Genomic DNA, 17,866 nt, shown 5'->3' on the forward strand with positions numbered 1-17,866 from the left:
CTGCGACCCCATCATTATGAGTGATGTGCTCTAACCAACTGAGCTAAGTAGCCATTTCCATATTGTTGCTCATTTCGAAACGTTGCCGCTTCGCTGTGAACGGGGCGCATTATGCGGAGTTGAGTGAAACCCGTCAACTTTTTTTTTGAATAAATCGCGAATAAACATCTGTTCGGTTTCTTTTTAGGCAAAGAGGCGTATTTGTCGACAAAAAACAGGTCTAAAAGGCGATATATATAGGAAGTTAAGTTTCTGGTGAGGGACAATTTAGAAAGGGGAAAAACAAAAAGGCCAGTGAATTCACTGGCCTTTTTTCTAGATGTTTAATCAGAATTATACATTGAAGCGGAAGTGAACAACGTCACCATCTTTAACGATGTATTCTTTACCTTCAAGGCGCCATTTACCTGCGTCTTTCGCACCGCTCTCACCGTTAAATTCGATGAAGTGATCGAATCCAACAACTTCAGCACGGATGAAACCTTTCTCGAAGTCTGTGTGGATCTTACCCGCTGCTTGTGGCGCAGTTGCACCTACAGGGATTGTCCAAGCACGAACTTCTTTAACACCAGCTGTGAAGTAAGTCTGAAGAGTCAGTAGTTCGTAACCAGAGCGGATCACTCGGTTAAGACCTGGTTCTTCGATACCCATATCCGCAAGGAACTCTTCGCGATCTTCGTCATCAAGCTCAGAAAGCTCTGATTCGATTGCTGCACAAACAGCAACAACAACGTTGTTTTCGTTTTCTGCGTATTCACGAACAGCGTCTAGGTATGGGTTATTTTCAAAACCATCTTCTGCAACGTTTGCGATGTACATTGTTGGCTTAAGCGTTAGGAAGTTTAGGTAGCCGATTGCTGCCGCTTCTTCTTTGCCAAGTTCAACAGTACGTGCCATACCACCTTCAGTTAGAACTGGAAGTAGCTTTTCTAGTACAGTGATTTCGAATTTAGCGTCTTTGTCGCCGCCTTTCGCTTTCTTCGCGTTACGTTGAATTGCACGCTCACAGCTGTCTAAGTCAGCCAGCGCAAGTTCTAGGTTGATCACTTCGATATCTTCAATTGGAGATACTTTGCCAGCAACGTGAACAATGTTTTCATTTTCAAAGCAGCGTACAACGTGACCGATAGCGTCAGTTTCACGGATGTTAGCTAGGAATTTGTTACCAAGACCTTCACCTTTAGATGCGCCAGCAACTAGGCCCGCGATATCTACGAATTCCATTGTCGTTGGAAGGATCTTCTGTGGATTAACAATTTTTGCTAATGCATCTAAGCGTAGATCTGGAACCGGAACGATACCTGTGTTTGGTTCGATCGTACAAAATGGAAAGTTTGCTGCTTCGATGCCTGCTTTAGTCAGTGCGTTAAACAGAGTTGACTTACCAACGTTTGGTAGACCAACGATGCCACATTTAAAACCCATGATATAAACCTTATTCTGCTTTGAACGTATGTAAGCGATTTTGTGCTTTTGGTAGGCCATCTTTTAATAAGATGTCTAGGCTGCGAACCGATTCGTCAACGACGGCCTCGATACACTCTTGCTCTTTTTGAGGAGCTTTGCCTAATACATAACCTGCAACTTTATCTTTGTGTCCTGGATGGCCGATGCCTAATCTAAGACGATAGAATTCTTTATTGTTACCCTGCTTGCTGATGATGTCTTTCAGACCATTATGTCCGCCATGACCACCACCTTTTTTAAACTTTCCAATACCAGGAGGCAGATCTAACTCATCGTGAGCGACCATGATCTCTTCTGGTTTAATTTGGTAGAACTTTGCTAAGGCTGCAACTGCTTTGCCTGACAAGTTCATAAAAGTCGTTGGGATCAGCAAACGAAGATCTTCACCGTGAACCATGATACGACCCGTTAGGCCAAAGAACTTTGGTTCGTTCTTTAGTGTCACGTTATGTACACGCGCTAATTCTTCAACTACCCAAGCGCCCGCGTTGTGGCGAGTTTTGGCGTATTCTGGACCTGGATTAGCCAGTCCAACGAGAAGTTTTATTTGTTGGCTCAAGGTATGGATCTCTCTTGGGATTTCAAAAAGCGCCGTATGATATCACAGTTTATGAAAAAGGTGCGAGCTAGCTGATAGCTGCGCGATTATTCCTGTTTGTGATAACTAGCAGTGCAATATTACTCAGACATAAAAAAAGCACTTCATTGACTGAAGTGCTTAATATCTTTCTCTCGCGTGTTTCTAAAACCAAGCTTTTGTAAAAAAAGCTATTGGGCTTTGATTAGTTGAACATCGCTGAGATTGATTCTTCGTTGCTGATACGACGAATCGCTTCAGCAAGCATGCGAGAAAGGCTAAGTGTTGTCACTTTACCCGTCGCAGCCATCTCTGGAGATAGAGAGATAGAATCCGTTACGATAACTTGGTCTAGAACAGAGTTCTTGATGTTGTTCGCAGCAGTACCAGAGAAAACAGCGTGAGTTGCGTAAGCGAATACACGCTTAGCACCGCGCTCTTTAAGCGCTTCAGCTGCTTTACATAGTGTGCCACCCGTATCGATCATGTCATCAACGATAACACAGTCACGACCTTCAACATCACCGATTAGGTTCATTACTTCAGAAACGTTAGCACGTGGACGACGCTTATCAACGATAGCGATGTCAACATCACCTAGCGCTTTAGCCGTTGCACGAGCACGTACAACACCACCAAGGTCTGGAGAAACCACTACTGGGTTTTCTAGGCCACGGTTAGCCATGTCTTCTAGAAGAACTGGAGTGCCGAAGATGTTATCAACAGGTACATCGAAGAAGCCTTGGATTTGCTCTGCGTGTAGGTCGATAGTAAGAACGCGGTCAACGCCAACGTTAGAAAGGAAGTCTGCAACAACTTTTGCAGTAATTGGCACACGAGCAGAACGTACACGACGATCTTGACGGGCATAACCGAAGTAAGGGATTACAGCAGTAATACGGCCAGCAGAAGCACGGCGCATTGCGTCAATCATTACCACCAATTCCATAAGGTTGTCATTGGTTGGTGCACAAGTTGATTGAATCAGGAATACATCGCTACCACGAACGTTTTCATTGATTTGAACAGCGACTTCGCCATCAGAAAAACGGTCTACAGTAGCATCGCCAAGAGAGATGTATAGACGATCAGCAATACGTTGGGCTAGTTCAGGTGTTGCGTTACCAGCAAATAGCTTCATATCAGGCACGGTGGAAACCTCGGGTTGCGTCCAGTTTTAAATAGATTGTGGGTGGGCTGAGTGGTATTCAGCCAAAGTTTCTTTTAAAGGAGAAATGTTTCGTCCTTTCGCTACAAAAGCGGAAACTGTGTCAGGCAGTTGTTCCAACACCAATTCGGCTTCTTTTTTGCTGCTAAATTCAGCAAAAACGCACGAACCAGTGCCAGTCAATCTCGACGGCGCGTATTGTAGCAGCCATGAAAGTTGCTTATCAACCTCTGGGTACAGCATTCGCACAATTTTTTCGCAATCGTTTACGTATTCTTGCTCTAGAAGCGTTGATAGCGCTCGCTTCGGCGTATTTCGAGTTAATTCTGAATGTGTGAATATGTCTACAGTTGCTATGCTCACTTGAGGCTTAACAACAAGATACCATTTTTCATCCGGATTAGCGGGCTGAAGCTGTTCTCCAACCCCTTCCGCAAAGGCTGCATGGCCTCGAACGAACACAGGAACGTCAGCGCCAAGTTTCAATCCGATCTCTGCGAGCTGATCATCAGACAGGTTGAGTTGCCATAGATAGTTAAGTGCGACCAACACGGTTGCGGCATTTGAAGAGCCTCCACCAATGCCACCTCCCATCGGAAGTACTTTCTTAAGCTCAATATCGGCACCGAAAGAAGTCGATGTATATTGTTGAAGAGCGGTCGCGGCTTTCCAAATCAGGTTGTCTTCTGTTGCAACGTCTGGTATTTCCGGTGTGATTGTGATTGTGATTGAGTTCGTTTCTTCATTAACGGCAACCGTTAGTTCATCGCCAAAATCAACAAACTGAAACAAAGTTTGAAGCTCGTGATAGCCGTTGTCACGTCGACCAGTGATATAGAGAAATAAATTCAGTTTAGCCGGAGAAGGCCAATGGGTTGGCGTTGTTATCATCTTTTCAGTGTCCACTTCGAAACTACAATGTTGATTTTGTTATTGTCTTGCTTGAATGACAATCGAGTAGGGAGTGGGATTATCTCTACCTTAGTGTTGTCTTCACCCGATAGTTGCTTATTCGGCATCTCTGTATTGCGATAGTTAGCAAAACTCAGTGTCCATAATTGGTTGCTGACTTGTTTGGTGAGAGATTCAAGCGTGTTGGTCGTGTTCAATTGGTAGCTATCGGCTTGGTCTGGAATGCCAAGGAACCATTGTGGCAGGTGATCAATAGGGATCTGTAAACCTGTCAGCTGCTCAACCAAGACTGAAGCGCTCGCATGAGTAAATACTTGATCGCCATAGGTCACGACTTTTGCACCCGATGGATCTATGGTTAGGTTCAGTGCAGTTTGACCGAGAAAAGTAGTGAGCCTTAATTGACTTTGATTTGGTGAATGTTTCCAAATGAAATTTAGGCTTTGACGTTGCTCTGGGGAAATGTAAGCGAGCTTGCCTGAGGCTTGATAGTTGTCTATCTGTAAAAGCCGATCTTGATGACTTTGCCATTCAACGCTGGTTGGTTGTTCTGGGATAGACGAGCAACCCACCATAGTTATGGCCATAAAAATAAGAGACGCGATTTTGAGAAGCTTGCTCATGTTTGCTCACAACTTGTTCAAATTTATCTAAAAAACGCTTCAACTATAGCATTGAATTCACGAACTCAGGAAAACAAATCCCGCTTGCTCTTTAAATAGAGCCATGCATCAAGTAAAATTCGCCCCTTGTTTCCATTCCCTGATCGAGAACTTCTGATACATGTCTTTGCTTGCCGTAGGTATCAATCACAATACAGCGTCGGTTGAATTGCGAGAAAAAGTCGCTTTTGGTCCAGATAAATTATCTGAGGCACTCAAGCAACTTAACGCAAATGCACACGTGAATGGAAGTGTCATACTTTCTACCTGTAATCGAACTGAAGTGTATTGCGACGTTAAAGGCGTGGCTAAAAACAAACTCATCGATTGGTTGTCGGTTTTCCATCAAGTTAGCCCAGAAGAGCTAAAGCCAAGCCTTTATATCCATGAAGAGCAGGCGGCGATTAAACACTTAATGCGCGTTGCTTGTGGTTTGGACTCTTTAGTCTTGGGTGAACCGCAGATCTTAGGTCAGGTGAAGCAAGCGTATACGGACTCGCGAGAGAACAAATCCGTTGATGCTTCAATGGAAAAACTATTCCAGAAATCATTTTCTGTTGCGAAGCGTGTTCGAACTGAAACTGAAATCGGCGGAAGCGCGGTTTCTGTAGCTTACGCAGCCTGTACCTTAGCCAAGCATATTTTTGAATCCATCGCAGATTCAACCGTGTTACTGGTTGGTGCGGGTGAAACCATTGAGCTGGTGGCTAAGCACCTTTCAGCAAATGGCTGCACCAAGATGATTGTGGCTAACCGAACTCGTGAGCGTGCCTTAGGGCTAGCTCACGAGTTTGGTGCTGAAGTGATCAGCCTTAATGAGATCCCTGATCATCTGCATCGAGCAGATATCGTGATCAGCTCAACCGCAAGTCCGTTACCTATCATTGGTAAAGGCATGGTGGAAACTGCACTGAAAACAAGAAAACATCAACCTATGTTGCTGGTTGATATTGCGGTTCCGCGTGATGTGGAATCGCAGGTTGGTGATCTAAATGATGCCTACCTTTATTCGGTTGATGATTTGCAGTCGATTGTTGATGGCAATATCGAACAACGTAAAGTTGAAGCGATTCAAGCTGAAGCGATCGTCAGTGAAGAAAGTGCCGCGTTCATGAGTTGGATGCGCTCTTTACAAGCGGTAGACAGTATTCGAGATTACCGTAAATCGGCTAACGAAATCCGCGAAGAATTATTAAGTAAAAGTTTACAATCGCTTGCCGCTGGCGGTGACCCTGAAAAAGTTTTACTCGAGCTCAGCAATAAGCTCACAAACAAATTGATCCATGCTCCAACGCGCGCACTTCAAAGTGCAGCTGAGCAAGGAGAACCTGCAAAATTAATGGTCATTAGACAGAGTTTGGGCTTAGAAAACCCTCAATAATATTAGACCTCCAACAAGATAAGACATTATGAAAGCCTCGATTCTAGTAAAGCTTGAAACACTTGTTGAACGCTATGAAGAAGTTCAACATCTACTTGGTGATCCAGATGTAATCGGGAATCAAGACAAATTCCGTGCACTTTCGAAAGAATACTCTCAACTTGAAGAAGTGACAGCTTGCTTCCAGTCATACCAGCAAGCGAAAGAAGATCTAGAAGCTGCTGAAGAGATGGCAAACGAAGACGACGCAGAAATGCGTGAAATGGCTCAAGATGAAATCAAAGATGCGAAAGCAGCAATTGAGCGTCTGACTGATGAGCTACAGATTCTTCTTATTCCAAAAGATCCAAACGATGAGCGTAACTGTTTCCTAGAAATCCGCGCAGGTGCGGGTGGTGATGAAGCAGGTATCTTCGCGGGCAACCTGTTCCGTATGTACTCTAAGTTTGCTGAGAAGAAAGGTTGGCGTGTTGAAATCATGAGCAGCAATGCTTCTGAGCAAGGCGGCTACAAAGAGATGATCGCTAAGGTTAGTGGCGACGCTGTTTACGGCACCATGAAGTTTGAGTCAGGCGGTCACCGTGTACAACGTGTACCTGAAACCGAATCTCAAGGCCGTGTTCACACGTCAGCATGTACGGTTGCGGTTATGCCTGAGATCCCAGAAGCGGATCTTCCAGAAATCAAAGCGGGCGACCTTAAAATTGATACTTTCCGTGCATCAGGCGCGGGTGGTCAGCACGTTAACACCACGGATTCAGCAATCCGTATTACTCACTTACCAACGGGTACAGTAGTAGAGTGTCAGGACGAGCGTTCTCAGCATAAAAACAAAGCGAAAGCGATGGCTGTTCTTGCTGCTCGTATTGTTCAAGCAGAAGAAGAGCGCCGCGCGGCAGCGGTTTCTGATACACGTCGTAACCTACTAGGTTCGGGTGACCGTAGTGACCGTATTCGTACGTACAACTACCCACAAGGCCGTGTTTCGGATCACCGTATCAACCTTACAATTTACCGTCTTAACGAAGTACTTGAAGGTGACATGCAAAGCTTGCTTGATCCTGTACTTCAAGAGCACCAAGCCGATCAGCTTGCTGCACTTGCAGAGAACAACTAACCAGTATGCAGTCAGCATATACGGTTGAAAGTGCTTTAAAAGCAGCAATCGTAAAGCTTCAAGAGGGTGATAACACATCACCCTCTATTGATGCCGCGGTACTGCTTTGTCACGCCTTAGATAAACCAAGATCTTACCTACTGACTTGGCCTGAGAAGCATCTCACCTCTGAGCAAGAGTCTGAATTCAATGCCCTTCTAAAACGTCGCTTAACCGGTGAGCCTGTGGCTTACATTATCGGTGAGCGTGAGTTTTGGTCACTGCCGTTAAAAGTTTCCCCTTCTACATTAATCCCACGCCCAGATACCGAGCGTTTGGTTGAAGTAGCGTTGGATAAAACCTTTGGCAAGCAAGGCGCGATTCTCGATTTAGGGACAGGTACAGGTGCTATCGCGTTAGCATTAGCGTCTGAGATGCCGAATCGACAGGTGACGGGTATTGATCTTCGCCCTGAAGCGCAGCAGCTTGCGACAGAGAATGCACAGCGTCTCAACATCACCAATGCGACTTTTTTGCATGGTAGTTGGTTTGAGCCTTTGAGCTCTGAAGGCGTTGTGAAATTCTCTCTGATTGTTTCTAACCCGCCATACATTGAGAAGAATGATCCTCATTTATCTCAAGGCGATGTGCGTTTTGAGCCGATCACAGCACTGGTTGCTGAAGAGAAAGGGCTTGCAGATATTCGATACATTTCTGAAAACGCACGTGGCTTTTTGGAAAATGAAGGTTGGTTAGCATTTGAACACGGCTATGACCAAGGTTTGGCAGTTCGTGAGATTATGCAGGCGCTCGGTTATCTCGATGTTGTCACAGAGAAAGATTACGGTGGTAATGACCGAGTGACATTGGGTCGTTACTGTTCATAGTTAGTGATTGTTAATCGTCTTGTGAGCAATGGATGATGAACTTGCTAAATTGATACCTTTAACTCGACAATACATTTAACCCGATAATGCATTTAACGCAGAAATACAGAGATTTTATGCAGAACTACAGAGCATTAACGGGTATTGTGAGGCTCGTGTTAACGAAAGCACATATAAAAATATAAAGGAATACCATGTACGAAGGTCTAAAACATTTTCACCTATTAACGATTGCTATAAGTGCGCTACTTCTCTCGATTCGTTTCGCTCTTATGATGGCTAACTCACCTAAGCTTAAGCATCCTTTCTTGCAGCGTTTCCCTCATATCAATGACTCGTTGCTATTGCTATCGGGTATTGGTTTGATTTTCATCACTGGCTTTATTCCATTTACACCAGCAGCACCATGGTTAACCGAAAAACTAACTTGTGTTATGGCTTACATCGCATTAGGTTTCTTTGCGCTTAAGCTAGGTAAAAACAAGCTACTGAGAGTATTCTCTTTCTTTGGTGCGCTTGGCTGGTTAGCGATGGCAGGCAAAATCGCAATGACCAAGACACCAACATTTTTCGGTTAATTATCTCCTTATTTCGGTTAACTATCTATGTACGAATTTTTTGATGAAGACTTTGACCAGCTAGAGTTAGCTGAAGGTGCATTGATCTTAAATAAAGCGATTAACCCAGAAACTCAAGACAGTTGGGCAGAGCAAGAGCTGGTGAGATTGTTAAAAGACGCCGAGTTTGCTTTGGTTAATGAAACCGATGAACAGCAGAAGTTTGAATCTTTTATTCGACTATTCTTTTATGAATGGGGTTTTGCTGGCGATAAAGATGCGTATTTCTCTTCGGAAAACGCGTTCATCGATAAAGTGCTTGAGAGAAAGAAAGGCATTCCAGTGAGTCTGGGGGCGATCTTTCTTTTTCTAGGTCGCAAGCTAGGCTTTCCTGTAGAGGGCGTCTCTTTCCCGACTCAATTCTTACTTAAAGTAAGTTGGTACGGGCAAGCTGCAGCCTATATTAACCCTTATAACGGTGAGTATGTTGGCGAGCAAACGCTGCGAGCATGGTTAATTGGCCATGATGGCCCATTAGCTAAGGTGAAACCTGAGCACTTAGAAGTCGCCGACCACCCAACAATTATTGGTAAGTGGTTAGCCCTGCTCAAGAGTGCACTGCTGCGAGAAGAGCGTTATACACTTGCATTGAAGTGTACTGACCTTGCTTTGACGTTTGTACCTGATGACCCATATGAAATCCGTGACCGCGGTTTTATCTATCAGCAGCTAGACTGTCACCAAGTAGCCGCAACCGATTATCAATACTTTATCGACCAATGCCCAGATGACCCGGCATCTGAGTTACTGAAATCTCAAGTGAACGTCATGAACGAAAAGACAGTGGTCGTTCACTAATTAATAATTATTTAGAGAGAATATGATGGAACAGAAAACAGTTCATATTGGCGATATGCCAATTGCTAACGACAAGCCATTTACGCTATTTGCAGGCATGAACGTTCTTGAATCTCGCGATCTTGCTATGCAGATCTGTGAGCACTATGTAAAAGTAACCGAGAAGCTGGGCATCCCTTACGTATTTAAGGCGTCTTTTGATAAAGCGAACCGCAGCTCAGTTCATTCATACCGTGGTCCAGGAATGGAAGAAGGTCTCAAAATCTTCCAAGAGCTGAAAGATACTTTCGGCGTGAAGATCATTACTGATATCCACACAGAAGCTCAAGCTCAGCCTGTTGCGGATGTGGTTGATGTAATCCAACTACCTGCATTCCTAGCTCGTCAAACTGATCTTGTTGAAGCAATGGCTAAGACTGGCGCAGTAATCAACGTGAAGAAGCCTCAGTTCATGAGCCCGAATCAAGTTGGCAACATCGTTGATAAGTTCGCTGAGTGCGGTAATGACAACATCATCCTTTGTGAGCGTGGCGCTTGCATGGGTTACGATAACCTTGTTGTGGATATGCTTGGCTTTGGCGTAATGAAGAAGTCTTCAAACGGTAGCCCAATCATCTTCGACGTGACGCACTCTCTACAAATGCGTGACCCATCAGGTGCTGCATCTGGCGGTCGTCGTGAGCAAACGGTTGAACTTGCTAAAGCGGGTCTTGCTACGGGTATTGCGGGTCTGTTCATTGAAGCTCACCCAAACCCAGACCAAGCTCGTTGTGATGGCCCATCTGCGCTACCTCTAGACAAACTAGAGCCGTTCTTGAAGCAGATGAAAGCACTTGATGACCTTATCAAAGGCTTTGAGCATATTGATATTAAATAATTGAGATGGATGTGAAGTAACGGAAACGTTATTTAACAAAGTTGATCTAAGAAAGCCCAGTTCTCTGAATTGGGCTTTTTTTAATCTCGTAAAAGCAGCCGAACATAAACCGTTCATTTAAAGAGTTGTTAACGTGGTGGGTTATTACCTAAGAAACTCTTATATGAGTGTGAGGTCAGTCCTGTTTGCAGTAAATTACTGATATTCATCACACTTTGTAAGTAAACGATTGCTTGTGATGCAGGGGAAGTTTGAGTGTAATCTCATAATTTTGTTACACTTAACTGTTGACCTATGCGTGACCAATTCGACATAAATATGAAATCGTTGTGTTACATCTAGAATGTTAATTTAAGATTAGTCATGTTGAAGTCTTATTGTTCGAACTCCAGGAAAGGGGTCGCAATAGATTATAAAAAGCAGTGGATTCCCTAAAAAGTTCAAAGGTATGACAATGAAGCAACGCCTTATTCTAAAGACAGCACTAAGTGCTGCAATTCTAGCTACTCTAGCTGGGTGTGCGTCTCAATCAGCTCATGATTGGAACCAAGACGAAACTTACAAGCTAACGATTCTTCACACAAACGATAACCATGGTCGTTTCTGGCAGAATAAATATGGCGAATACGGCATGTCTGCACGTAAAACGCTAGTTGACCAACTTCGTTCAGAAGTTGAAGCAGAAGGCGGTAGCGTGTTGCTTCTATCTGGTGGTGACATCAACACGGGTGTTCCAGAGTCAGACCTTCAGGACGCAGAACCTGATTTTAAAGGTATGAACAAAATTGGTTACGATGCCATGGCATTGGGTAACCACGAGTTTGATAACTCTTTAGACGTATTACAAAAGCAGATCGACTGGGCTAACTTCCCAATGCTATCTGCAAACATCTACGATAAAGCGACAGGTGAACGTAAGTTCCAAGCTTACGAGATGTTCGAAAAGCAAGGCATCAAGATTGCGGTTATTGGTTTAACAACTGAAGATACCCAAAAGATTGGTAACCCTGAATTTATCGCAGGCATCGACTTCCGTGATCCTAAAGAAGAAGCGAAGAAGCTAATCGCTGAACTTAAAGAAACAGAAAAACCGGATCTAATCTTTGCTGTGACTCATATGGGTCACTACGAAAATGGCCAACGTGGTGTTAATGCTCCGGGTGATGTCGCACTTGCTCGTTACCTAAACGAAGGCGATCTAGACATGATCGTTGGTGGTCACTCTCAAGAGCCTGTATGTATGGAAGGCCCTAACGTTGCGAAGAAAAACTTCAAGCCGGGTGATGAGTGTAAGCCTGACGTACAGAACGGTACTTACATCGTTCAAGCTCACGAGTGGGGCAAGTACGTAGGTCGTGCTGATTACGAATTCCGTAATGGCGAGCTAGAGATGGTGAGCTACGATCTAGTTCCTGTTAACCTTAAGAAGAAAGTTAAGATCGACGGTAAGAAGCAACGTGTTCTTATTCAAGATGAAATCGCACAAGACCCAGAGCTACTTGAATTCCTACGTCCTTTCCAAGAGCAAGGTCAGGCACAGCTAGAAGTTCAAATCGCTGAGACAAATGGCAAGCTTGAAGGCGATCGTAACGTCGTTCGCTTCCAACAAACTAACCTAGGTCGTTTGATTGCAACCTCTCACATGGAGCGCGCAAAAGCAGATTTCGCTGTAATGAACTCTGGTGGTGTTCGTGACTCAATTGAAGCGGGTGAAGTGACTTACAAAGATGTACTAACAGTACAACCTTTTGCAAACATCCTGACTTACACTGATATGACGGGTAAAGAGGTTTTAGATTACCTAAATGTCGTGGCGACGAAACCAATCGATTCTGGTGCTTATGCTCAGTTTGCTGGTATCTCTATGACAGTAGCAAACGGTGAAGTATCGAATGTATTCATCGGTGGCAAACAGCTGCGTTTAGACGAAACATACCGCTTCACAGTACCAAGCTTTAACGCTGCTGGTGGTGACGGTTACCCTAAACTGTCTGACCACCCAGGTTACGTGAATACTGGTTTTGTTGATGCTGAAGTACTGAAAGAGTACCTAGAAGCGAATAGCCCGGTTGACGTGAATAAGTACGCGCCTTCTGGCCAAATGGTTTACAAGTAATTGAATCCAAGCAATTGTATCAATAGGTGCTAAATTAGATTGACTCTAGCACCATGATAAATTTAACTAAAGCGACGCCTCGGCGTCGTTTTTTGTTTATCTACCGTTTGGATTTGTTATGACCCCTGCAATCAATCTCGCCAAGAAAAAGAAAATCGCTCATAGTGTTCATCAGTATCATCATGATGCGAATAATACGAACTATGGATTAGAAGCCGTTGAAGCGCTTGGTCAAGATCCCAAACGTGTATTCAAAACGCTGTTGTTCTGCTTGAATGGTGTGGCGAAAGATTTGGCGGTTGCCGTTATTCCTGTCGACCAGAAGCTCAATCTAAAGCTGGCAGCAAAAGCGGCGGAAGGAAAAAAAGCAGAGATGGCTGATCCAGATATTGCTCAGAAAACCACGGGTTATGTTGTTGGTGGCATCAGCCCGCTTGGTCAGAAAAAAGCGCTGCCGACTTTTGTTCATTCTAGTGCGACAGAATTTGAAACAATATGTGTGAGTGCGGGAAAGCGAGGTTTAGAAATTGAACTTGCCCCTAAAGACTTAGCTCAACTGACTCGAGCTCAGTTTACTGATTTGTGCTTGCAAGTTGATGGTTAGTCGTTAAAAGCCATGACGTACCGAACAATAAACAAAAACGCCCACTCATTAGTGGGCGTTTCTGTATAAGGAGTCATTCTACTTTTTCAGACCTAAAGTGCCACTAACACGTTTCTGTGCTGGTTTATTTGGTCTGTTTGAATCTTGACTACGGTTTGCTGGCTTACCGCTTCTACGATCGTTATTGTCGCGATCTGTACGATTGCGATCCGAACGGTTTCTATCTGAATTAGAACGCTCTGAACGAGAGTTCGATTTCCAGTTCTCGGTGTTGCCGCCGCTTTCACTATTCGACGAATTACGACCACGCTTCGAGTTTGGCGCATGGCGGAATTCATCCGCGTTATTACCACGGTAAGTGCGAGTACGGTTCTCGTTTTGATTACGGCGCGCTGTTGAGGTTTGGTTTTCTTCACGGCTGTCAAAAAGTTTTGCGTCAGTCGCTTTACGAATACGCTGACCTTTGGCGTTCATTTTTGACGCATCTTCTGTACTTACTGAGCCTTCACACATCGCTAATATTTCAGTGATCTCTTCGTCGCTCAGGTAGCGCCATTTTCCGTTAGGAATACCATCTAGTGAGATGTTCATAATACGAACACGGCGCAGTTTAAATACTTCGTAACCCAATGCTTCACACATACGGCGAATTTGGCGGTTAAGGCCTTGCGTTAATGTGATTCGGAACGAGAACTTGGTTTCTTTCTCGACCTTACATGGCAAGGTCACAGTATCGAGAATATGAACGCCAGCGCCCATTTGCTTCAAGAACTCAGTCGTAATCGGCTTGTCGACACGAACCACGTACTCTTTCTCGTGGTTGTTACCCGCACGAAGAATCTTGTTTACGATGTCGCCATCATTGGTCAGGAAGATAAGTCCATCAGAAGGCTTATCTAGACGACCAATTGGGAAAATTCGCTTGTGGTGGCCGATAAAGTCGACGATGTTGCCAGGAATATCACGCTCAGTCGTACAGGTAATGCCGGTCGGTTTATTAAGAGCAATGTAAATAGGCTTCTCTTTTGAGCGAACAGGTTTATTGTCGATCTCAACATCATCACCTGGTAATACTTTCGTTCCCATCTCAGGGATCTTGCCATTAATAGTAACTCGGCCTGCATCGATCAATTTGTCTGCTTCACGACGTGAACAAAAACCAGTTTCACTGATGTATTTATTAAGGCGTTTAGCTTGGGATTCTTGTGACATGATATTCTCTTAGCGTTTCACAACGGAAATATAGATAAACAAAAAGCAACTTTTGGGTAGTTGCTTTGAGTTGGAATTCGTTAACTGAGGCAATTTTAGCACTTGGTGTGAGTCTAGGCACGAAATATCGGTCTTGATGCAAAATCGTTATTCGCCTATTTATCTAGCTCAACCTATCAACTGGTGCGCTTTTGATGGCGCTCTCTGTTCTCTAGTTTTTTCTCATTACTCTTTCTGAGCATGACATAGACTGCGCCAGTACCACCATGAAATTGCTGAGCAGAATGAACGCATTGCACATCGTTGATTTGCGTTAGCCAATTTGCAACGTAGCTTTTCATCATTGCTGGTGGACTCGAACGTTCGCCCTTACCATGAACAATGATGACGGTACGAACATCCATTCTTAAACACTGACGCAAAAATGAAAGCACTTCGTTACGTGCGTCTTTCAGTGTTTTCCTATGAAGGTCTAGCTTGGCTTGAATCGGGTATTTGCCTAGGCGCAGCTTTTTGTATACGCCTTCTTGTACACCGTCTTTTTTATAAGCAATAACATCGTCTGGCCTTATCATTGGTGAGTAGCCTAATGATAAGTAGTCTTTCTCGTCATCAGATAGCCACATAGCAGCTTCACGCTTGGCAAGGTGAGATTCTGTGACTCGGTGTACTTTCTGGTGTTCGGCGGTGTCATGGTCGATACGTTTAACGTCGCCCATCATTTCTTGGAATAGATCTAAGTCGTCATCATGAGACATAGTGTGTATCTCAAGTTGGGGAAGGATTGGGTAAGTATACCTAAGTTGGGACGGGGTTTAAAAATGAAAAAACCGGAGGTGACAAGAGAAATCAGCTCCGGTGCAAAGCGTTTTAATATTTACCCGCAAGTAATGATGCTTGAGGTAAATGATTTAGGCTGAGCGATTCTAGTGAGGAGATTTTTCAGTCATAACTTTGTATATGAAGAAGCCTCCATAAAACATCATGAGACCCAGAGCCCCGAAGATTACTATCATTGAAGATAGTCCCACCGCATTACCAAATAGGAGATCTAGCCAAAAGTCCATGTGTATACCTCAAAGTTATATGACATGGCTTAGTGTATTAACAAGCATTATCAATTCACTGATCTGGATCAATCCTGTTTCATAAGTTAAATACTTGTTGGTAACTGTGTGTTTTTCGTCACATCATGCTCGTTGTTGTATGTCTTTTGTTCGAACGATTCAAAATCGCAATAAATATGAGAAAAAGCCCTTGCGGATAAATTCAGAACCCGTATTATACGCTCCATCGACAGGCAATGAGCCAGTTAGATATCTCGGTGAATAGCGCAGCTTGGTAGCGCATCTGGTTTGGGACCAGAGGGTCGGGGGTTCGAATCCCTCTTCACCGACCACATTAAAGAAAGCCGTAGCAGAGATGCTACGGCTTTTTTGTATTTGGGATTTCTACATTCTAACTGCATTGACTGTTTATGGTTGAGGGCAGAGAGTTAGGTCTATTGGACAAACTCATTTGTCGCAACGTTGTTCTTAACCCAGATCAAAGCTTGTAAGCGATTCTTCACCTTGATCTTTTTGAATGTATTGTGAAGGTGTGCTTTAACTGTATTCTCACTGACATAGAGTGTGTCCGCAATTTGCGTGTTAGATGCGCCATCACCGAGTAGTTTGATGATCTGCTGTTCGCGTTTAGTGAGCTTGAGGTAATAAGGACTGGTTTTCGCGCACTGCCTCTCTCTGTAGAAGCTAATGTACTGGTAAATGAGCTTTCTACTCATCCACATTTCACCCTGTAAGATGCAGTTAAATCCGGTAACTAGCTTCTCAAGTGTATCTGATGCATAAAAAATACCGACCAAAAATTGCCACTTCAGCATCTCTGAATGAGGGAAATCATGTGGGGTATTGAGCAATACTTCATGGACGTCGCTTGCCACGTCATCTCTAAGCTCTTGGTACTTTTCAGTGTATTGCTTAGTCATTGTTGGGTAATCAATAATAATGAGATCCAACTCTTGATTTTTGAGTGCTGTGGTACTCAGTCTTTCAGGCGATATGAGTTTGATACTGATGTTGATTTTTTGTTCGATAGATTCTTTGAGTAGCGTTGATTGTAGGTTGTTTTCCGCAAGTAAAATGGCTTGGTATGCCCCCATCTTAGCCATGTGCCAGCTCCTTATATTCACCCATAACATCCTTATTAGATTTTATAGTTTATATCACATATGCATATTTGGCTAACTTAAAGTCTAATTAATCAATAAGTTTTATGAATGTTACTTTAGAGAACAAGAGAAGGTAAATAAGTTAGCTGTCAGGTGGATTTTTTGTTTATTGTACAGTCTGACTCAATTGTCCAAATATAATTGTCATTTTTAAATTCTATGGTTAAAGGTAGTTGATTTTTATGCATAATTATTTTGGTTTTTCCAAGGTTTGATTTTTGTTGAAATGTAGAATTGTTGTTGGTGTGTACAGTAAATGAGGATGATATTTTGTTACTTAATAAAAGAATGACACTTTTATTACTTAAATTGCATTGAAGTGAACTAGAAGGGGAAGCGTAGCTTGGTTCGCTGGATAAAAATAAAACGGCGATCAACGCCGTTTTATATAGATTATTAATATTCATATTAGTTTTGGTAAATAAGACCGACGTTACCGTTTGCACCATTACCTAAAACAGCAGCATTGTCGTAAGACGTTTGCTCAATCATAATTTGGTTCATGTCACTGTTCGTCAAATCAATGGTTGCGTTTGAATATGAACCAGTTTGTAACGTAAATAGACGGTTATCGTTACTGTTCATTAGATCGATATCTACATCGTTTCTATCACCACCACCTACATCTGTATTGACGATGGTTTCTACATAGTTTCCATCACCCCAGATATCGATAGCAACATCGTTTCTCTCAACGCCACCGTTACTAAACTCTGTGTAAGTAGTATTTGAGTCACCGTTGATGTATACGTCAGCTTCGTTTCGTACTGAGCTACCTTTCGCTTTCACTACGGAAATGTTATAGTCGCCATCTTGAGTAACACGTAGATCGTTGTTTTTACCTGAACCTTTTACTTTCACTCTAGCTTGGTTGCTCAAGCCATCTTGGTCGATAAGCGCGTTGTTTCTTTTATAGCGTAGTTTTACATGCGCCTCGTTGAGATTACCGTCTTGTTTCACTACTACATCTGAGCGCTTACTGTTGTGAGTATCAACAAGTGCGATATGGCCGTCAGTGGTACCTGACGTGTTTTGCTCAATCAATACGTTCGCATGGTCACCATCACCCATTTGCCAAATTGCGGTGTTATCCATCGCTAAGGGCTCAATAGCTGCAACCTTGCCTGCAATGCCTAGATCAGTAGTTCCTTCTTTAACACCAGGTCCTAGTACAGGTGCTGAATCTGGAAGTGGATCAGCATGAGCTGCATTAAAACCAATAACGGCACCGACTATAATTCCAATTTGTGTAAGTTTCATAA

At 43.5% G+C, this 17,866-nt stretch carries 18 protein-coding genes and 1 tRNA gene; 9 read left to right on the plus strand and 10 right to left on the minus strand.

The annotated features are described in order from the left end of the window. Positions 1-333: 333 nt before the first annotated feature. The 5 genes from ychF to lolB form a co-directional block, all read right to left on the minus strand. The gene (gene ychF / locus ACED46_RS04505; protein ID WP_010439159.1) at positions 334-1,425 is read right to left on the minus strand and encodes a redox-regulated ATPase YchF; all 1,092 of its coding nucleotides are present in this window, start codon (positions 1,423-1,425) and stop codon (positions 334-336) included. A 10-nt stretch (positions 1,426-1,435) separates the two neighbouring features. Then, complete coding sequence (gene pth, locus ACED46_RS04510) at positions 1,436-2,026, minus strand: aminoacyl-tRNA hydrolase (protein ID WP_004739815.1); 591 nt, start codon at positions 2,024-2,026, stop codon at positions 1,436-1,438. 223 nt (positions 2,027-2,249) lie between these two features. Beyond that, positions 2,250-3,194 carry a ribose-phosphate pyrophosphokinase gene (locus tag ACED46_RS04515; RefSeq protein WP_004739814.1) on the minus strand — a complete coding sequence of 315 codons (945 nt, stop codon included), beginning with the start codon at positions 3,192-3,194 and terminating at the stop codon, positions 2,250-2,252. Positions 3,195-3,221: 27 nt separating this feature from the next. Further along, positions 3,222-4,103 carry a 4-(cytidine 5'-diphospho)-2-C-methyl-D-erythritol kinase gene (gene ispE, locus ACED46_RS04520; protein ID WP_371720980.1) on the minus strand — a complete coding sequence of 294 codons (882 nt, stop codon included), beginning with the start codon at positions 4,101-4,103 and terminating at the stop codon, positions 3,222-3,224. Next, on the minus strand, positions 4,100-4,747 hold the full coding sequence (gene lolB / locus ACED46_RS04525) for a lipoprotein insertase outer membrane protein LolB (RefSeq protein ID WP_017067135.1): 648 nt from the start codon (positions 4,745-4,747) through the stop codon (positions 4,100-4,102). Before lolB ends, ispE begins: the two co-directional genes overlap by 4 nt. Positions 4,748-4,907: 160 nt before the next feature. Between lolB and hemA the strand changes: the two genes are divergently transcribed. The 8 genes from hemA to ybaK all read left to right on the plus strand — a co-directional run bounded on the left by hemA (position 4,908) and on the right by ybaK (position 13,162). Then, positions 4,908-6,167, plus strand: a complete 1,260-nt coding sequence (hemA, locus tag ACED46_RS04530) for a glutamyl-tRNA reductase (RefSeq protein WP_371720981.1) — start codon at positions 4,908-4,910, stop codon at positions 6,165-6,167. A 28-nt stretch (positions 6,168-6,195) separates the two neighbouring features. Continuing rightward, positions 6,196-7,284 carry a peptide chain release factor 1 gene (prfA, locus tag ACED46_RS04535; RefSeq protein WP_017062313.1) on the plus strand — a complete coding sequence of 363 codons (1,089 nt, stop codon included), beginning with the start codon at positions 6,196-6,198 and terminating at the stop codon, positions 7,282-7,284. A 5-nt stretch (positions 7,285-7,289) separates the two neighbouring features. Continuing rightward, positions 7,290-8,150 (plus strand): peptide chain release factor N(5)-glutamine methyltransferase, encoded by an 861-nt coding sequence (gene prmC, locus ACED46_RS04540; protein WP_017062314.1) that lies wholly within the window; start codon positions 7,290-7,292, stop codon positions 8,148-8,150. A 194-nt stretch (positions 8,151-8,344) separates the two neighbouring features. Then, positions 8,345-8,728, plus strand: coding sequence for a SirB2 family protein (locus tag ACED46_RS04545; protein ID WP_009848726.1), 384 nt, complete (start codon positions 8,345-8,347; stop codon positions 8,726-8,728). Positions 8,729-8,755: 27 nt separating this feature from the next. Further along, positions 8,756-9,565, plus strand: coding sequence for a SirB1 family protein (locus ACED46_RS04550; RefSeq protein WP_371720982.1), 810 nt, complete (start codon positions 8,756-8,758; stop codon positions 9,563-9,565). A gap of 22 nt (positions 9,566-9,587) precedes the next feature. Further along, positions 9,588-10,442 carry a 3-deoxy-8-phosphooctulonate synthase gene (gene kdsA, locus ACED46_RS04555; RefSeq protein WP_017069619.1) on the plus strand — a complete coding sequence of 285 codons (855 nt, stop codon included), beginning with the start codon at positions 9,588-9,590 and terminating at the stop codon, positions 10,440-10,442. Between the two features lie 454 nt (positions 10,443-10,896). After that, the gene (gene ushA / locus ACED46_RS04560) at positions 10,897-12,558 is read left to right on the plus strand and encodes a bifunctional UDP-sugar hydrolase/5'-nucleotidase UshA (protein ID WP_371720983.1); all 1,662 of its coding nucleotides are present in this window, start codon (positions 10,897-10,899) and stop codon (positions 12,556-12,558) included. A 118-nt stretch (positions 12,559-12,676) separates the two neighbouring features. After that, positions 12,677-13,162: a Cys-tRNA(Pro) deacylase gene (ybaK, locus tag ACED46_RS04565; protein WP_146492349.1), complete on the plus strand. Its 486-nt coding sequence runs from the start codon at positions 12,677-12,679 to the stop codon at positions 13,160-13,162. A 78-nt stretch (positions 13,163-13,240) separates the two neighbouring features. Here the strand turns inward: ybaK and rluF are convergent, their stop codons facing one another. From rluF to ACED46_RS04580, 3 genes are all read right to left on the minus strand, one after another. Further along, positions 13,241-14,374: a 23S rRNA pseudouridine(2604) synthase RluF gene (rluF, locus tag ACED46_RS04570; protein ID WP_371720984.1), complete on the minus strand. Its 1,134-nt coding sequence runs from the start codon at positions 14,372-14,374 to the stop codon at positions 13,241-13,243. A 176-nt stretch (positions 14,375-14,550) separates the two neighbouring features. After that, positions 14,551-15,132, minus strand: coding sequence for a DNA endonuclease SmrA (gene smrA / locus ACED46_RS04575; protein ID WP_371720985.1), 582 nt, complete (start codon positions 15,130-15,132; stop codon positions 14,551-14,553). A gap of 168 nt (positions 15,133-15,300) precedes the next feature. Continuing rightward, complete coding sequence (locus tag ACED46_RS04580) at positions 15,301-15,441, minus strand: DUF3149 domain-containing protein (protein WP_017062321.1); 141 nt, start codon at positions 15,439-15,441, stop codon at positions 15,301-15,303. A 255-nt stretch (positions 15,442-15,696) separates the two neighbouring features. On the opposite strand from ACED46_RS04580, the gene ACED46_RS04585 reads away from it, so the two are divergent. Next, positions 15,697-15,773: transfer RNA gene (locus tag ACED46_RS04585), tRNA-Pro, on the plus strand. Positions 15,774-15,875: 102 nt separating this feature from the next. On the opposite strand, the gene ACED46_RS04590 is transcribed toward ACED46_RS04585, so the two are convergent. Both ACED46_RS04590 and ACED46_RS04595 read right to left on the minus strand, forming a co-directional pair. Further along, entirely contained in the window at positions 15,876-16,544 is a 669-nt protein-coding gene (locus ACED46_RS04590) for a LuxR C-terminal-related transcriptional regulator (RefSeq protein ID WP_137002129.1), read from the minus strand. A 468-nt stretch (positions 16,545-17,012) separates the two neighbouring features. After that, complete coding sequence (locus ACED46_RS04595) at positions 17,013-17,864, minus strand: curlin (RefSeq protein WP_371720986.1); 852 nt, start codon at positions 17,862-17,864, stop codon at positions 17,013-17,015. Between the last annotated feature and the right edge of the window lie 2 nt (positions 17,865-17,866).

Source organism: Vibrio sp. 1S139 (assembly GCF_041439475.1).
GTDB lineage: Bacteria > Pseudomonadota > Gammaproteobacteria > Enterobacterales > Vibrionaceae > Vibrio > Vibrio crassostreae_C.

What these genes read in the sequence shown, in the direction of transcription:
- hemA (WP_371720981.1), top strand. Translation starts at nt 4,908, where the DNA reads ATGTCTTTGCTTGCCGTAGGTATCAATCACAATACAGCGTCGGTTGAA.
- smrA (WP_371720985.1), bottom strand. Translation starts at nt 15,132, where the DNA reads ATGTCTCATGATGACGACTTAGATCTATTCCAAGAAATGATGGGCGAC.
- ispE (WP_371720980.1), bottom strand. Translation starts at nt 4,103, where the DNA reads ATGATAACAACGCCAACCCATTGGCCTTCTCCGGCTAAACTGAATTTA.
- lolB (WP_017067135.1), bottom strand. Translation starts at nt 4,747, where the DNA reads ATGAGCAAGCTTCTCAAAATCGCGTCTCTTATTTTTATGGCCATAACT.
- kdsA (WP_017069619.1), top strand. Translation starts at nt 9,588, where the DNA reads ATGATGGAACAGAAAACAGTTCATATTGGCGATATGCCAATTGCTAAC.
- rluF (WP_371720984.1), bottom strand. Translation starts at nt 14,374, where the DNA reads ATGTCACAAGAATCCCAAGCTAAACGCCTTAATAAATACATCAGTGAA.
- ychF (WP_010439159.1), bottom strand. Translation starts at nt 1,425, where the DNA reads ATGGGTTTTAAATGTGGCATCGTTGGTCTACCAAACGTTGGTAAGTCA.
- ACED46_RS04550 (WP_371720982.1), top strand. Translation starts at nt 8,756, where the DNA reads ATGTACGAATTTTTTGATGAAGACTTTGACCAGCTAGAGTTAGCTGAA.
- ybaK (WP_146492349.1), top strand. Translation starts at nt 12,677, where the DNA reads ATGACCCCTGCAATCAATCTCGCCAAGAAAAAGAAAATCGCTCATAGT.
- ushA (WP_371720983.1), top strand. Translation starts at nt 10,897, where the DNA reads ATGAAGCAACGCCTTATTCTAAAGACAGCACTAAGTGCTGCAATTCTA.
- ACED46_RS04545 (WP_009848726.1), top strand. Translation starts at nt 8,345, where the DNA reads ATGTACGAAGGTCTAAAACATTTTCACCTATTAACGATTGCTATAAGT.
- ACED46_RS04595 (WP_371720986.1), bottom strand. Translation starts at nt 17,864, where the DNA reads ATGAAACTTACACAAATTGGAATTATAGTCGGTGCCGTTATTGGTTTT.
- ACED46_RS04580 (WP_017062321.1), bottom strand. Translation starts at nt 15,441, where the DNA reads ATGGACTTTTGGCTAGATCTCCTATTTGGTAATGCGGTGGGACTATCT.
- ACED46_RS04590 (WP_137002129.1), bottom strand. Translation starts at nt 16,544, where the DNA reads ATGGCTAAGATGGGGGCATACCAAGCCATTTTACTTGCGGAAAACAAC.
- prfA (WP_017062313.1), top strand. Translation starts at nt 6,196, where the DNA reads ATGAAAGCCTCGATTCTAGTAAAGCTTGAAACACTTGTTGAACGCTAT.
- prmC (WP_017062314.1), top strand. Translation starts at nt 7,290, where the DNA reads ATGCAGTCAGCATATACGGTTGAAAGTGCTTTAAAAGCAGCAATCGTA.